Here is a 16,033-nt window from a genome sequence, read left to right on the forward strand (position 1 = left end):
AAAGAAAATTCCAATATAAAAATCCCAAATTTCAATACTTATAAAGTTGGAGTTTGGGATTTCTTGTTTTTGAGATTGATGCTATTTTGTGTGATGTCTCCCTTCGGTCGAAATGATTATATTGGGGGTTACTTTGCGTTTCAAGGGATTGAAATCCCTAGTTACAAAATAAATCATTCCTCTGGAATTTTATAAAGCGTTCCGTAGGAACAAATTATATTGTAGGGATGGATTTTAATCCATTTTTGAAGTTATAACAGCCGTTTTTGTCATTCCTCGTTCGGAATGACGATATTATTGTTAATTGGAATTTGGAATTTGTCTTTTTTTGGAGATTTACTTTTTCTTAATCAACTGAATATACTTCCTTCCACATTCAGAAATCTTAGTATAAGAATTCATAGCATTTCCATAATTCTGAATGGTGAGCGTGTCTTTAACATAACCCGCACCAATTCCAACGGGGATTTCCAGTTCTTTTGATGCTGTGTTAGAATCAGAAATGGAATCGGTTTCTTCTTCGTTGCTAATATCGCCTTCGTATTCATCCCATCTTATCCCTTCCAAAACCAGATATTTTTCTCCTGATTCATTTGCTGTAAAAGTTGCTTTGCCTTTAAGTTTTCGCAGTTTTGTTTGAAGAAAATAAAGGTAGCTATTTTTTGCTTTTGTTATTTCGACTGAAATAGCACATTCACTAGTATTATCCGGATCATCTTTCGTTTCATAAATACCTTCGATTGATTCTTGAATTTTTTTTGTTTGAATCGTGTCTGCAATTACAGGCTTATTATTTTCAACAACAGTTTCGGCTTTATTATTACAGCTTAATAGTATTATGGCGATGAAAATATAACTGAAGTTAATTACTGATTTCATGGTGTTGAGGTTTTTTTCTTAGACAAAATATATTTCAAATAAACAAAACCGAAAACTCCGGAAAGGGCAGAAGCAATAAGAATAGCAATTTTAGAGAAAAGAATAACTTCAGGATCTTTAAAAGCTAAAATGGTAATGAATATAGACATCGTAAAACCAATTCCGCCCAACATTCCGGCACCCAGAATATGAGTCCATTTTAGTTTTTTTGGTAAGGCACAATAACCGGCACTTACTCCTATAAAAGAGAAAAGCAAAATCCCCAAAGGTTTCCCTATTACCAATCCTAAAATAATTCCCAACGCATTTGGATGATTTAAACCCTGATGCCAATCTGTTTCAATAGCAATACAAGTATTTGCTATAGCAAAAAGAGGCAATATAAAAAAGGCAACGGGTTTATGTAAAAAGTGCTGCAATTTGTATGAAGTAGATTTTTCTCCGCCATCGCCAAACGGAATAACAAAGGCTAAAATAACGCCCGTAATAGTAGCATGAACTCCTGAATTCAACATAAAATACCACATAGCAACACCGCCAATCAAATACGGAATCAGATTATAAACTTTTAATCGGTTTAAGCCAAACAAAAATACCCAGATTCCTAAAGCAATGGCGAGATTTACAAAAGATATTGAAGTAGTGTAGAATACTGCAATTACAATGATAGCGCCCAAATCATCAATAACAGCCAATGCCGTTAAAAATACTTTTAGCGATGCAGGAACTTTACTTCCTAAAAGAGATAAAATTCCAATTGCAAAAGCAATATCTGTCGCCATTGGAATTCCGGCACCATTTTGAGTTGTCGTTCCAAAATTTAAGGCTAAAAATAGGGCAGCCGGAACTAACATTCCGCCAAAAGCGGCCATGATTGGCAACGAAGCATTTTTAATACTCGATAATTCTCCGTGATAAATTTCGCGTTCTAATTCCAGACCAATCAGCAAAAAGAAAATAGTCATTAAACCATCATTAATCCAATGCGTAACCGAATGTCCGCCCAAATCTTTTTCCCAAAGTGAAATGTATTCAATATGAAATGGAGAGTTGGCGAGGTAAAGCGAAAGAATGGTCACAAAAAGCAGCAACAGTCCACCTGATTTTTCGTTTTCAAAAAAGGCCGTAAAAGTTTTGGTTAATTTCATTTTGATTTTGATATTTATTCGAGCGAAAATTCGACAGCTCTTTTGGCATGAATTTCAGCCGTCTTAAACAATTTAGTATCCGTAAATTCATTCGTAACTAATAATTCAATTTCTGTGCAGCCTAAAATAATTCCTTCAGCGTCTTTATCCATTAAATCGGTTATTATTTCTAAAAGATATTTCTTGAATCATTGCTGATTATCCCTTTTACTAATTCTCCATATATAATTTGATGGATAGCAGCTCTTTGTTTTTCATTCGGAATTATGGTTTCTATTTGATGTTTATTAAGCAAACGATCTTTAAAAAAACCTTGCTCCATAGTAAATGATGTTCCTAATAAACCAATTTTTTTAATGTTGCTGTTTACAATTTCTGCTGCAGCGGTGTCAACAATATGAAGAAATGGTATCGAAACATTTTTTTCTATTTCATCAGATAATTTATGCATTGTATTGGTGCACAAAACAATAAAATCTGCCCCGGCTTTCTCGAGTTTTTGAGCAGCTTCAACAATTAATTCTCCCAGTTTATCCCATTTTTCTTCTTTTTGCAAAATAGCAATTTCATTAAAGTCAACAGAAAACAACAACGATTTAGCAGAATGAACGCCTCCTAATTTTTCCTGAATGCCGCGGTTTATTATTTGATAATACAAAGCAGAACTTTCCCAGGACATCCCGCCAATTAAACCAATTGTTTTCATAATAGCCTTTTATGCGAATTTACGCATTTCTTATTGAATTGATTTTGATAAAATAATAAACAGCTATTTTTTTGTTACTTTGTTTTCTTAATGAAAGTTTTAATTTATGAGTATCAAAATTCTACATATCGACAGTAATCATCGTATTCTTTGGGCACAATTAGAAGAAGCCGGTTTTGAAAATCACGCAGATTTTAAATCATCAAAAGAAGAAATCGAAGCTAAAATTCAGGATTATAACGGAATCGTAATTCGAAGCCGTTTTAAAATTGATAAAACGTTTTTAGATAAAGCAACCAATCTTCAGTTTATTGCCAGAGTTGGTGCGGGTTTAGAAAGTATTGATTGTGAATATGCTGAGGCAAAAGGAATTCATTTAATTGCCGCTCCCGAAGGTAATCGCAACGCTGTTGCAGAACATTCGCTTGGCGTAATTTTATCCTTATTTAATAATTTGAATCAGGCCGACGCTGAGATAAAAGCTGGTCAATGGAATCGCGAAAGCAACCGTGGACATGAACTTGATGGCAAAACCGTAGGGATTATTGGTTACGGAAATATGGGAAAAGCTTTTGCTAAAAAACTTCGTGGTTTTGAAGTTGAAGTCTTGTGTTATGATATTTTAGAAAATGTAGGAGATGAAAATGCAAAACAAGTTTCGCTAAAAGAATTGCAGCAAAAAGCAGATGTTTTAAGTCTGCATCTTCCGTGGACACCTGGAACGGATAAAATGGTTGATGCGAATTTTATAAATGCATTTTCTAAGCCATTTTGGATTATAAATACTTCTCGCGGCAAAAACATCGTCACAGCAGATTTAGTTGATGCAATGAAGTCTAAAAAGGTTTTGGGTGCAGGTTTGGATGTTTTGGAGTATGAGAAATTATCTTTTGAAACCCTTTTTCAGGATAACAACACGCCAGAAGCCTTTCAGTACTTATTAGGAGCAAACAATGTTTTGCTAACGCCACATATTGCAGGCTGGACTTTTGAAAGTCATGAACGTTTGGCGCAAGTAATTGTAGACAAGATAAAAAAGGTTTATTCTATGTAATATGGCATTAGATTTTTAATAACAAGCATTTTCTGTAAATGTAATCTGTAGAATTAGTTTTTAAAATTATTTTTTTTTAATATTGTTTTCGAATTTTAACAAAATTTTAAAAAAGGAGAAACCGAAAATCCAAAAAGAGTAGGTATTAACTAACTAATTTATTAATTATGATTGAATGGTACAAAAAAGTGGTTTTTGAAAACTATGCAAATTTTAAAGGACGTGCAAGAAGAAGCGAATATTGGTATTTTGCACTTGCTAACGGAATAATTTCTATCTTATTAATAGTTCTTGGAGCTATAATTGGAGGAGTTTTTGGAGACGCGATGACTGGTGGAATTATTGGATATGCTCTTTTTGGTCTTTATACATTAGCAACGCTTGTTCCTACTCTGGGTGCAGTTGTTAGAAGATTGCACGATGTTAACAAAAGCGGATGGTTTTATTTTATTGCTTTTGTTCCTTTAGTTGGAGGTATTTGGTTACTTGTTTTATTATTCACCGAAGGTGACAGAGGAACAAACCAATATGGTCCTGATCCTAAAAATGAAATCGAAGAAATCAACGAAATTGGAAACGTTGAAGTACAATAATTAAATTATTAGTAATGGAAAATACAAAACCGGAAGCGTGGAATAATCCACCAAGTGTTAGACAAGAAAATAAAAAAATTGTTAGTGGAATTTTTGCAATCTTACTGGGAACATTAGGAATACACAAATTTTATCTGGGTTATACCAAAGAAGGCGTTATTCAGCTTGTTTTAGGTTGTATGTGCGGAATTGGTGGGCTTATAGGTCTTATTGAAGGAATTATTTACCTTACTAAAACTGATGAAGAATTTTACCAGACGTATCAGGTAGGTCAGAAACCTTGGTTCTAAATATAATATAAAACCCATTTCAAAAATTATGAAATGGGTTTTATATTTGAAAATTTCACTAGTTTATAAATAAAAATTGTAACAAAAAATCCCATTCGCCTAGGCGAATGGGATTTTTAAATTTTATGCTGATTACAGTAAATCTCCTTTTTCAGATAATTTACGTTCCAGTTCTATTTGAAATTCTTCAATAACCGGTTTCATCGTGCTTTCAGGGATATCTGCTATTCTAATATACATTAATCCATCTATAGCATTGTTGAATAAAGGATCGACGTTAAACGCAACAACACGAGCATTTTGTTTGATGTATTTTTTAATTAAAACCGGCAAACGTAAATTTCCTGGTTCTAATTCATCAATAATTTTGTCAAATTTATTTAAGTCAGATTCAGCTTCATCGAAGATAAAGTCCTTATCAGCATCTTTCAGTTTTACTTTGTAAGCTTTTTTCGGATGTATATATTGTGCGATATAAGGATCGTAATAATTCGATTTCATAAACTCAATCATCAATGATTTAGAAAAATCAGAGAATTGATTGCTGATACTTACGCCACCCAATAAATATTTGTGTTCAGGATAACGTAATGTTGTATGAATAATACCTTTCCATAACAAGAATAAAGGCATTGGTTTTTGCTGATATTCTTTTACGATAAAAGCACGTCCCATTTCGATAGATTTATGCATCATATCGTGCAATTCAGGCTCAAATCTAAAAAGATCGTTTAAGTAGAAACCTTCAATGCCAAATTTTGGATAAATTTCAGAACCCAATCCCATACGATATGCACCTGCAATTCTTTTGGTTTCATCATCCCACAAAAACATATGGTGATAATATTGGTCAAATTTATCTAAATCGATAGATTCATTAGTTCCTTCACCAACTTCACGGAAAGTAATTTCACGTAAACGACCAATTTCATGTAAAATATTCGGAATAGATTTCGCTGTTGCAAAAAACACTTCGTAATTTTTACTTTGCAGTAAACGACAATCACTTCCTCTCAACGCATTTACTTCGTCAAGCATTTTAGATTCGTTTGCCGGCGTTACAATTTTTTTAGGTGCTTTTGGTATTTTAAGACTTGTTGTGTCAATCAATTTGGTGTCTTTTTCAAAAGGATTGGCAAGCATATACGTTTTCTTTCTTAAGAATTCTGAGTATTCTTCAAAAGATTCTATTTCGTTTTGTTCGTTTACAGAAATTGGTTTACCAATACGAACTTTAATTACACGATCTTTTTGGGTTAGCAATTCTGATGGTAATTTTGCAGTACGCAAAGTGTCGTCAATCTTAGAAAGCCAATAAAATAGTCTGCTGTTTTTAGCATGAAAATAAATCGGAACTACAGGAACTTTTGCTTTTCGAATTAACTTTAAAGCACCTTCTTCCCAAGGTTTGTCAACAACAAGTTTTCCGTCTTTATAAGTCGAAACTTCTCCCGCAGGAAAAATCCCCAACGGTTTTCCGTCACTTAAATGGCGCAAAGTTTCCTTGATTCCAACTACGCTCGATTTAGCATCCTTATGATTTTCAAAAGGATTAACCGGCATAATGTATTTTTTTAATGGTACAATACGATGTAATAAAAAGTTGGCGATAATTTTGAAATTTGGTTCTCTTTCAAGCATCAGTTTCAAAAGCAAAATACCATCAATTCCTCCAAGCGGATGATTTGAAATCGTAATGTAAGCTCCTTCTTTTGGTAATCGTTTTAAATCTTCTTCGGGAATTTCGAATTTAATTTCCATCTCATCCAAAATTCCATTTAAAAACGGAACATCCTCTAAATGTTTATTATGGTCGTAGATTTTATTAAGGGTAGAGATCTTAAGAACCTTCATAAGAATCCAGCCAGAAAAAGTACCAAGAACTCCGTACTTCTCAACATTTATTGCCTTTGCAACTTCTTTCGCGGTAACTAAACCCATGTACTATTTTTAATTTATTAGAGCAGCGAACAAAGATAACAAAAAACTCTACTTTTCGTTGATTCAAACACAAACTTTCCACTTTTTTATTACATTTGGATTCCTAAAAAAAACTTGAATGAAAATTATTTCTTATAACGTAAACGGAATCAGAGCCGCAATTTCAAAAGGATTTATCGAATGGCTGCGACAAGCCAATCCTGATGTTATTTGCCTTCAGGAAATCAAAGCTACACAAGAGCAAATTCCCGTTGATGCTATTACAGATGCCGGTTATCCTTATCAATATTATTATCCTGCCACAAAAAAAGGATATAGCGGCGTTGCTATCTTATCTAAAATAAAACCCAATAATGTAGTTTTCGGAACCGGAATTCACCACATGGATTTTGAAGGTCGTAACCTTCGTGCCGATTTTGATGATTGTTCTGTAATGAGTTTATATCTTCCTTCTGGAACCAATATCGAAAGATTAGACCATAAATTTATGTTTATGGATGATTTTCAAAATTATATTAACGAGCTGAAACTAACAATTCCAAATTTGATAATTTGCGGCGATTACAACATTTGCCACGAAGCAATAGACATTCATGATCCGGTTCGCAACAAAACCGTTTCAGGATTTTTACCGCAGGAGCGCGCCTGGCTTGATGGTTTCATGAAATCTGGTTTTGTAGATAGTTTCCGTTATTTTAATAAAGATGCACATCACTATTCATGGTGGAGTTACCGCGCCGGAGCAAGAGGAAATAACAAAGGATGGCGTATTGATTATAATTTAGTCAGCGATTCTTTGCAGCACAGATTAAAACGTGCCGTAATTTTACCAGATGCTGTACATTCAGATCATTGTCCGGTTCTAGTAGAGATAGAATAAGTTTGGTACTGTTCTTGTTGAGTGTGAATGGCGATTTTATGAGGGATCGTGGTTGGGAGTTGTTTTGGAATTTATTTCAGAATTTTAGAAAGAACTCACATTAAAAAAGATATTTTAAATTATTAATTAAGCCCCAAATTAAAACCAAAAATTAAAATGATTAAAAAAACTTCCATCGGATTACTGGTCTTAGCTTTGTCTATGACTTCATGTGTGTCCAAGAAAATTTACAATGATCTTGAATCTAAATATTCAGATCTTAAAAAAGAAAACCGTTCTATCGCGGATCAAAATGCTGATTTGCAAAAATCTAAAAATGAATTGGAGTTAGATCGTGACAAGCTAACCAAAGATTTGGCTAGTACCAAAGATGATCTTGCCAAACAAAAAGCTGATCTTGCTGCTGAACAAAGAAAATACAAAGTATTGCAGGATTCATACAATGCATTAGAGAAAAACAGCAACGATGCATTAGAAAGCAATATGGCTAAAAACCGTGAATTGTTAGCGCAATTAGAAGCAAAATCTAAAAAGTTAGCCGAAGAACAAGCACGTTTAGATAAAACCGCAAGCCGCTTAAATGAACTTGAAGCGATGATTGCTGCCAAAGAAGCGGCAATGAAAAAACTAAAAGAAACTTTATCTAAAGCTTTAAATGGTTTTGAAGGAAAAGGTTTGACAGTTGAACAAAAAAACGGAAAAGTATATGTTTCTATGGAAAACAAACTGCTTTTCAATTCAGGAAGCTGGGCAGTTGGTACGGAAGGTAGAAGAGCTGTTGTAGAATTAGGAAAAGTTTTAGGAGACAATCCGGATCTTTCGGTTCTTATCGAAGGACATACAGATGATGATCCGTACGCAGGTTCAGGACCTATCGCAAACAACTGGGATTTATCTACTAAAAGAGCAACTGCAATTGTTGGAATCTTAAGCGAAAACACTAAAATCAACAAACAAAAATTAACTGCTGCAGGTCGCAGCGAATTTTCTCCTTTGGCAAGTAATGCCACTGCAGAAGGAAAAGCCAAAAACCGTAGAATCGAAATCATCCTAACTCCAAGATTAGATGAAATCGCTGAAATGCTTAATAGTATAAATTAAGTTTTTAGGAACAAAGGTTCAAAGTAACAAAGGCTCAAAGTTTTTACTTTGGGCCTTTTTTGAATCTATATTTTTGTAACTTTGAAATTCTAAAAAAGCTATAATTATGGGACTTCCAGAATTAAAAGACAAAATTCGACATCAATTAGATTTAGCAGACGAAAGAGTATTAAGAATTGTTTCTTCAGTTTTTGATAATTATCTAAATGAAGTAGTCTCTTATGATGTTGAAGGAAATCCTTTGACATTATCTGAATATCATAATAAAGTTGAAGAAGGTTTAAATGATGTTAAATACAATCGAATAATTTCAAAAGAAGATCTATCGAAAGAAATGAAGGATTGGGATAATGAGTAGTATATATTTGATATTTTTTGGACACTTAATGCAAAAGAAGATTTAAAAGAAATTTATATTTCATTAAAGAAAAGCACTTCCAAAGAAACAGCAATTAAAATCCGAGATGAATTATTTAGCAGTACAGATAACATTGTTTTTGCAGAGCAATTTCAATTTGATGAATATAGATTTGATTGCCGAAGAATTATAATAAGAAATTATAAGATTTTATATCAAGTTCAAGAAAATTCAATTTTTGTAATTAGGATTTTTAATTCGTTCCAAAATCCTATCAAAAGTTTAAAATAAAAAAAGGTCCAAAGTTTTTACTTTGGGCCTTTCTTATTCATTAACCTAAAAACTTAGTGCCAGTGAAAAACTTTGAACCTTCAAAACAACTTTGTAACTTTTTTAACTTTTGTATAATATCCCAATACTTATTCCCTTTGTACCTTTGAGCCTCTGCAACTTTGAACCTTAAAAAGAAAAATGAAATACACTAAAATTCCCAATACCGATATAAAAGTTAGTAAAATATGTCTCGGAACAATGACTTTCGGACAACAAAATACAGAAGCCGGAGGCCACGCTCAAATGGATTATGCACTCGAAAGAGGTATAAACTTTTTTGATACAGCCGAAATGTATTCGGTTCCGGCGAGTGAAGCAACTTACGGTAGCACGGAAAAAATCATCGGAACCTGGTTTAAAAAATCAGGAAATCGTGAGAAAGTAGTTTTAGCTTCTAAAATTGCCGGACCAAACGCAAATTTTGGCTATATGCGCGAAAAAATAGATTTTTCGCCTGCAAGTATTAAATATGCTTTAGAAAATAGCTTAAAACGTCTTCAAACAGATTATATTGATATTTATCAGATGCATTGGCCGGAACGAAAAACCAATTATTTTGGTCAGCGTGCCTTTAAAGTGCAGGACGATGCGTGGGAAGATAATTTTAGAGAAGTGCTTGAAACTTTTGATGGATTCATTAAAGAAGGAAAAATCAAACATATTGGTGTTTCAAACGAAAATGCGTGGGGAATGATGCGTTTTCTGGAAGAAAGTAAATATCAAAACCTGCCAAGAATTAAAACGATCCAAAATCCGTATAATTTATTGAATCGCCTTTTTGAAGTGGGTTCTGCAGAAGTTTCTGTACATGAAAATGTTGGTTTATTGGCGTATTCTCCGTTAGGATTTGGAACATTAACCGGTAAATTTTTAACCGGAGAAGAACATCCAAACGCCAGAATTAAACTTTTTCCTCAATATACACGTTACGCGAGCGAACAATGTACGCAGGCAACACGTCTCTATCAGGAAATTGCCCATAAACACGGACTAACATTGACACAATTAGCATTAGGTTTTGTATTACATCAGCCTTTTGTAACCAGCGCGATTATTGGCGCGACAACATTGGAACAATTAAAAGAAAATATTGATACAATTGATGTTGTGCTTTCAAAAGAAATTTTAGTCGAAATTGATAAAGTTCAGGCCATTATTCCGGATCCTGCGCCGTAATTTATTTTTTGCAATATAGCGAGTTCCTCATAAAAGTTAAAAGCCATCTCTATTTTTTGAGATGGCTTTTTGATAACATTTGTTTCTAATTTTTATATTTAATTATAAATAGATTTCCAAAACCGGGATCACTATCTAATTTTATCTCTACGGGTAAATTTTCTTTGTTGTATTTTATTGTAGAGGTTTTTTCAGAAATGGAAACATTTTTTGTTGTTTTTACATTTCGTAACGAAAGACAGTTATTTTCACTGATGTAATCGTCATAATGATCATAAATATTATTTTGTGCCAGCATCTGATTCATAAAATACTTACTACCAAACATATTTTTGAAAAGCATTTTAAAGACATTTTCTTTATCGTCAAATTTAAATGCAGTGACATAATTTTCTTTAGAAGGTTTTGTCCTTTCATGAGTAACAATATTTCCTTTTTCTATTTTAAACTGATTTTCGCTATAAAATTTACCTTGTTTGCTGGAAGTTTTTAGAACACCATCCTTTATTTCATAAACACGTAAATTCTCTCCAGTTGGCTTCGGTGTATAATCTGAAACGCTAGTTACTACAAAATTATTATTGTTTATAAAAGTATAAGAAATTACGTTTTTATGCCATGGAATCAATTCTTGTGATGCATCTTTTTTTCCTGACTTTACTATTTCTGTGATATATCCATCGCTATTATAGGTGTAAAAAACTTCTTGTGTTTCTCCGCCATCATATGTAATAGATTCTTTTTCCAGTAATCCATTTTGATTGTAGAAATAGAAAGTAGGCTTCCTTCCGATTTCCTGTCGGGATATTAATTTACCATTTTCAAATTTATAAAACGTCGAATCTCTATCAGCAAGCCTTATGGAAATGTCGATTATAGATTCTAAAGGATGCTTGTTTTCTTGACAATATGAAGCTGACGAATAAAGAACAATAAGTAATAAAATTTTTTTCATTTTTTTATGTTTTGAGTTATATTAAATAGGCAAAATTTACAGATCAAACTCTTCTTCCAGAGATAAAGAATCATTTTTAACGGCAGTTGAATCAGGAGCTTTTATTCTAATTAATGAACGGGCATTTCCTGAAATGTAAACAGGAAACTGACCAATTGTATCTTCAGGAATTAAAAGTCCTCTGCGAAACATTAAGTTTCTTAAGAATTTTTGATTTTTCACTGCGTAATCTTTCAAATTTCCTTCATCATTAAATTGATACATGAATTTTCTTGGCTTTGGAATAATGGTTGCCAAAAACAAACATTCATCAACATTTAAAGCTGAAGGACTTTTTTGGAAATAAAAATGACTTGCCTCGCCAATTCCGTATACATTTGGTCCCCATTCTATAATGTTAAAATAAACCTCAAGCATTCTTTCTTTGCTTACAACTCTATTGTTTTCAAGAATATAAACCAGCAAAATTTCTTCCAGCTTACGCGAAAGTGTTTTTTCTCTGGTTAAAAAGACATTTTTAATCAACTGCATGCTGATTGTACTGGCGCCGCGAGAGAATTTTTTGGTTCTGATATTCTTTAGAATCGATTGTTTAAAAGCTTCATTGATGAATCCGCGGTGCGAAAAGAAAGAAGGATCTTCTGTCGTCAATACAGATTTTCGTAAATAAGGCGAAATTTGATCTAAAGGCGTATAATTCGGATTTGCATTTCCAACCAAAACCGGGCGTTGCAAAACGTTCTGAATTATAGCACGGTATACAAATTCTCCGTTTAATTTATTTAAGTCGGCTTCTCCGTATTTCGTGATTTTTAAATCTTCTTTATTCAGTTTACTATCAAAAACAAGTGTATTTGGTTTGTTTTTGTTGAATTTGAAATCGAGTTTATAATCGAAATTTCCCGTCGCTTCCATTCCCTGAAAATGTGTAAACAATCCATCAGGTAATGAAACAATAAAATCCTGCGCTTTCATTTTCGGAATATTTACTTTCAAAGTATAAACGGTATCTTTTTCGGTGTTGTAAGAGATATACGGTTTTACTTTTATTTTGTTCAATTGCATTGTAGAAGTGCTGTCTATCGAAATAAAATCGTCGCCAAGCAAAAAACGATAATCAAAACGGGCATTTTTGATAATTACATCTTTGCTCGCAATTTTTGGGTGATTGATTTTTAAATTAGAGATAGAAGTAAAACCGTCGATATGCAATTCGCTTCCGTCTTTGTCGATGTTTTCTACATTCAGTCGAATAGAATCAAAGCTTGCTTTTAAGTTGTAGCGTTCGTCAAGATACGGAACACGGATGGCTCCGGTATCAAGATTAAAAAACCGGATGTCAGCTTTTTTATTTCTTGGATCCGCAAAACCTTTGATATTCCATTTTTGATCAAAATCTTTGCTTTGAACATGAAGATTGGTTTCAAGCTGTTTGTTGTTTAAAACCAATTTATTAATTGCAATAGAAGCTTTTTTGCCATTATCATCAATTTTGAAATTGAGGTTTTCCAACTTCATATCAGTTGGAACCAAATTCAGTAATTTTGAAATGATGCGATAGGCAAAAGTGGCATATTTTCGTTTTTCATTTTTATCAGAATCGCTTTTGTCTCTTTTTAAGAAAGCATCAAAATTTCGAATTTTTCCTTTTTTGACTAATTGAATATAGCCGTTATCGATTTTTAGCGTTCCAACCTGAACATCGCCAATAAGTAAACTTGATAAACTAATACTGGTTTCAATTTTTTGAATGTGACAAAGTGTGTCTAAATTTTTAGTAACTAAAATAACATCGGTCAATTTAATACCTGATAAACCATCAAAAGTGGCAGATTTTATAGAAAAATCACTGTTGTATTCGGTATTCATTTTAAGGGTTACTTTTGCAATAGCTTGTTTTAAAAGCGAATCGCGAAAAAAGTAAAAACCTAAAAAAAGCACTCCTAATACCAGGGCAAGTATTATGAGTGCTTTGAATATTTTTTGTTTTGGGGATTTCATAAAGTAGGTTTATAGAAAATTAACCAAAAAGAATACTGGCTACATCTTCAATCTTAGCCACGAGTTCAATTTTGATTCCTGTGTTTTTTACGGCAATTTTGTTGTATTTAGATACAAATATAGTATCAAAACCTAGTTTCTCGGCTTCCTGAATACGTTGATCTACACGATTTACAGGTCGAATTTCGCCCGAAAGCCCGACTTCACCCGCAAAGCAAAAACCTTTTCCAACAGGAATATCTTCGTTTGAGGATAAAATAGCGGCCACAACGGCTAAGTCAATCGCAGGATCATCAACAGAAATTCCTCCAGTTACATTCAGGAAAACGTCTTTTGCTCCTAAACGAAATCCGGCTCTTTTTTCTAAAACAGCCAAAATCATGTTTAGCCTTTTGGCGTTGTAGCCAGTGGTACTGCGTTGTGGCGTTCCGTAAACTGCTGTGCTCACGAGCGATTGTATTTCGATCATCAGCGGGCGCATACCTTCCATGGTTGTGGCAATCGCTGTCCCCGACATTTCTTCGTCTTTGTGTGAAATTAATATTTCAGACGGATTGCTAACTTCCCGTAAACCGCTTCCCAACATTTCATAAATTCCTAATTCGGCTGTAGAACCAAAACGGTTTTTTAATGAACGCAGAATTCTGTAAACGTGATTTCGGTCGCCTTCAAATTGTAAAACGGTATCCACCATATGTTCCAAAATTTTTGGTCCGGCGATATTTCCATCTTTCGTAATATGCCCGATCAAAATAACCGGAATATTGGTTTCTTTCGCAAATTTGATTAATTCTGCAGTTGTTTCTCTAATTTGAGAAATGCTTCCGGCTGTAGATTCAATATAATCGGTGTGTAAAGTCTGAATCGAGTCGATAATGACGATTTCAGGTTCAATAGCTTCAATTTGTTTGAATATGTTTTGCGTTTTAGTTTCCGTCAAAATATAGCAGTTATCGCTATTTGGCGTTATTCTCTCGGCACGCATTTTTATTTGTTTCTGGCTTTCTTCTCCAGAAACATAAAGAGTTTTGTATGGTAATTTTAATGAAATTTGAAGCAACAGGGTACTTTTTCCAATTCCCGGTTCACCGCCTAAAAGAGTTAAAGATCCGGGAACTAAACCTCCGCCTAAAACACGATTCAATTCGCCATCAGTTGTGTCCATTCGGATTTCCTGAGTCGAATCGATTTCATTAATTTTTAAAGGGCGTGGCGCTTTGTTTGTAGAAGTTGGCTCACTTTTCCATGCCACTTTTTCCTGCTTCTGAATGATTTCTTCGGCAATAGTATTCCATTCTTTGCAGGCATTGCATTGCCCTTGCCATTTGGCATATTGAGTTCCGCAATTTTGGCAAAAAAAAGAAGTTTTAACTTTAGACATTATTTAGTTTTTTTGGCAAGTGTATTCATTTCGTCGATTTTTTCATACATGACATCTTTGTTCAAATCGCCGATAGGTTCCATTTGCGAAGCATTTTGATATTTTTTTGAGGCTCTTTTCGGGTCACCCATTTTTTCGTACATCAAACCTAATTCATATTCTCCTAACATCGCTTTTGGATAATTTACGTTACCAATTTCGGCCATTTTGCCTAATTCATCATAAGCATTCTTTTTCAGAATAAGTGTTTCAATTATTTTGAAATCACTCATCCTAACCGGAATCTGAACTCCCAAAACTTTCGACATTACGTTGTATTTGTTTTCCAGATAATCAGCGTAACCAGTTTCCAAAACAGCAATTTTTTCGTTGTATTCAGCAGAATTTATAGGTCTGTAAACTTCAAAAATTTGATATAAAGCGCTTGGAATTGCGTGTAAAACCTGAGTATAATGTGTTGTGCCTTTAAATAAATCATATTTATAATTTACCAACGGATTATTAGCAAGTTTTATGTTGCTGTCTAACTTTTCAATTGGCTCTTTTATTTTTTTATTGTCTCCGTCTCCTGCAGATAAATAGTAGAATAAAGGCTCCGTTACTTTAGCAAATTTTTCAGGGATTCGAACTTCCATTTTAGGCGCAAGTTCTGGACTAAAAGATATGTAAGCGTTAAAAAGAGGCTGTTCTTTATATAAATAAAAATTAATAAAACTTGCTGTTATATCATGACCGGCAATAATTCTGAAAGGCGATGTACGATATTTTTTTTCGATATAGGGAACCAATTCTGCACCAACGAATTCGAAAAAATCTGCTCCTTTTTCAAATGGAAGCCCGGTATTTTGATCAATTGTTGAATCGTCTTCACGTTCGTCATTTTTATTTTGATGAATTCCAATAATAATCACCTCCGGCAAATCTCCCCAATACGAACCATAACTTAAAGCTCCGGAAAAAGGATCAAATAAATAATCTCCATCTAGTAAATATAAAACAGGGTATTTTTTTTCAGGATTAGCTTCATAAGACTCAGGAAGCCCGATAGTTATTCTTCTTTCTTCTCCGAGTTTTTCAGATTTAATATTGTCAAATTTTTTCTGTGCAAAGGCAGAAATAGAGATTAAAGCAAATAGTAGGTAAACTTTCTTCATGATTTGTGGTATTTCAGTGATTAAAAGTATCGAAATAGTGTAGCAATATAACACTTTATTTGCTTTTTTATTATTTTGGAAAT

The 16,033-nt window shown here is 33.4% G+C and carries 17 protein-coding genes; 8 read left to right on the top strand and 9 right to left on the bottom strand.

Annotated features, from left to right (window positions below; translation table 11 throughout):
- Positions 1-336: 336 nt before the first annotated feature.
- From EV143_RS02265 to EV143_RS02275, 4 genes are read right to left on the bottom strand one after another with little or no spacing between them, the layout of a single operon-like run.
- On the bottom strand, positions 337-879 hold the full coding sequence (locus EV143_RS02265; RefSeq protein WP_133506363.1) for a hypothetical protein: 543 nt from the start codon (positions 877-879) through the stop codon (positions 337-339).
- Positions 876-2,027: a Na+/H+ antiporter NhaA gene (gene nhaA, locus EV143_RS02270; protein WP_133506364.1), complete on the bottom strand. Its 1,152-nt coding sequence runs from the start codon at positions 2,025-2,027 to the stop codon at positions 876-878. The genes EV143_RS02265 and nhaA overlap by 4 nt, the downstream gene beginning before the upstream one ends.
- A 14-nt stretch (positions 2,028-2,041) precedes the next feature.
- On the bottom strand, positions 2,042-2,179 hold the full coding sequence (locus tag EV143_RS21710) for a hypothetical protein (RefSeq protein WP_243739776.1): 138 nt from the start codon (positions 2,177-2,179) through the stop codon (positions 2,042-2,044).
- Between the two features lie 17 nt (positions 2,180-2,196).
- Positions 2,197-2,733 carry an aspartate/glutamate racemase family protein gene (locus tag EV143_RS02275; protein WP_243739777.1) on the bottom strand — a complete coding sequence of 179 codons (537 nt, stop codon included), beginning with the start codon at positions 2,731-2,733 and terminating at the stop codon, positions 2,197-2,199.
- Between the two features lie 106 nt (positions 2,734-2,839).
- Between EV143_RS02275 and EV143_RS02280 the strand changes: the two genes are divergently transcribed.
- The 3 genes from EV143_RS02280 to EV143_RS02290 all read left to right on the top strand — a co-directional run bounded on the left by EV143_RS02280 (position 2,840) and on the right by EV143_RS02290 (position 4,670).
- Complete coding sequence (locus EV143_RS02280; protein WP_133506365.1) at positions 2,840-3,787, top strand: 2-hydroxyacid dehydrogenase; 948 nt, start codon at positions 2,840-2,842, stop codon at positions 3,785-3,787.
- A gap of 167 nt (positions 3,788-3,954) precedes the next feature.
- The gene (locus EV143_RS02285) at positions 3,955-4,380 is read left to right on the top strand and encodes a DUF805 domain-containing protein (protein ID WP_133506366.1); all 426 of its coding nucleotides are present in this window, start codon (positions 3,955-3,957) and stop codon (positions 4,378-4,380) included.
- 14 nt (positions 4,381-4,394) lie between these two features.
- Entirely contained in the window at positions 4,395-4,670 is a 276-nt protein-coding gene (locus EV143_RS02290) for a TM2 domain-containing protein (RefSeq protein WP_133506367.1), read from the top strand.
- Between the two features lie 132 nt (positions 4,671-4,802).
- Here the strand turns inward: EV143_RS02290 and EV143_RS02295 are convergent, their stop codons facing one another.
- The gene (locus EV143_RS02295) at positions 4,803-6,611 is read right to left on the bottom strand and encodes a GNAT family N-acyltransferase (protein ID WP_133506368.1); all 1,809 of its coding nucleotides are present in this window, start codon (positions 6,609-6,611) and stop codon (positions 4,803-4,805) included.
- 118 nt (positions 6,612-6,729) lie between these two features.
- Between EV143_RS02295 and EV143_RS02300 the strand changes: the two genes are divergently transcribed.
- The 5 genes from EV143_RS02300 (at position 6,730) to EV143_RS02320 (ending at position 10,459) form a co-directional block, all read left to right on the top strand.
- Positions 6,730-7,491 (top strand): exodeoxyribonuclease III, encoded by a 762-nt coding sequence (locus EV143_RS02300; protein WP_133506369.1) that lies wholly within the window; start codon positions 6,730-6,732, stop codon positions 7,489-7,491.
- Between the two features lie 156 nt (positions 7,492-7,647).
- Positions 7,648-8,592 carry an OmpA family protein gene (locus EV143_RS02305; protein ID WP_133506370.1) on the top strand — a complete coding sequence of 315 codons (945 nt, stop codon included), beginning with the start codon at positions 7,648-7,650 and terminating at the stop codon, positions 8,590-8,592.
- Between the two features lie 106 nt (positions 8,593-8,698).
- Positions 8,699-8,950, top strand: a complete 252-nt coding sequence (locus EV143_RS02310) for a hypothetical protein (RefSeq protein WP_133506371.1) — start codon at positions 8,699-8,701, stop codon at positions 8,948-8,950.
- A gap of 12 nt (positions 8,951-8,962) precedes the next feature.
- Entirely contained in the window at positions 8,963-9,241 is a 279-nt protein-coding gene (locus EV143_RS21990; RefSeq protein WP_410503697.1) for a type II toxin-antitoxin system RelE/ParE family toxin, read from the top strand.
- A 180-nt stretch (positions 9,242-9,421) separates the two neighbouring features.
- Entirely contained in the window at positions 9,422-10,459 is a 1,038-nt protein-coding gene (locus tag EV143_RS02320; RefSeq protein WP_133506372.1) for an NADP(H)-dependent aldo-keto reductase, read from the top strand.
- A gap of 85 nt (positions 10,460-10,544) precedes the next feature.
- Here the strand turns inward: EV143_RS02320 and EV143_RS02325 are convergent, their stop codons facing one another.
- Genes EV143_RS02325 through EV143_RS02340 form a run of 4 tightly spaced genes read right to left on the bottom strand, consistent with a single transcriptional unit; the run spans position 10,545 to position 15,950 of the window.
- Positions 10,545-11,414 carry a hypothetical protein gene (locus EV143_RS02325; RefSeq protein ID WP_133506373.1) on the bottom strand — a complete coding sequence of 290 codons (870 nt, stop codon included), beginning with the start codon at positions 11,412-11,414 and terminating at the stop codon, positions 10,545-10,547.
- A 36-nt stretch (positions 11,415-11,450) separates the two neighbouring features.
- Positions 11,451-13,415: a transglycosylase domain-containing protein gene (locus tag EV143_RS02330; RefSeq protein WP_133506374.1), complete on the bottom strand. Its 1,965-nt coding sequence runs from the start codon at positions 13,413-13,415 to the stop codon at positions 11,451-11,453.
- 19 nt (positions 13,416-13,434) lie between these two features.
- The gene (radA, locus tag EV143_RS02335; RefSeq protein ID WP_133506375.1) at positions 13,435-14,796 is read right to left on the bottom strand and encodes a DNA repair protein RadA; all 1,362 of its coding nucleotides are present in this window, start codon (positions 14,794-14,796) and stop codon (positions 13,435-13,437) included.
- Entirely contained in the window at positions 14,796-15,950 is a 1,155-nt protein-coding gene (locus EV143_RS02340) for an alpha/beta hydrolase (protein WP_133506376.1), read from the bottom strand. The genes radA and EV143_RS02340 overlap by 1 nt, the downstream gene beginning before the upstream one ends.
- Positions 15,951-16,033: the final 83 nt, after the last annotated feature.

Source organism: Flavobacterium chryseum, assembly GCF_004362015.1.
GTDB lineage: Bacteria > Bacteroidota > Bacteroidia > Flavobacteriales > Flavobacteriaceae > Flavobacterium.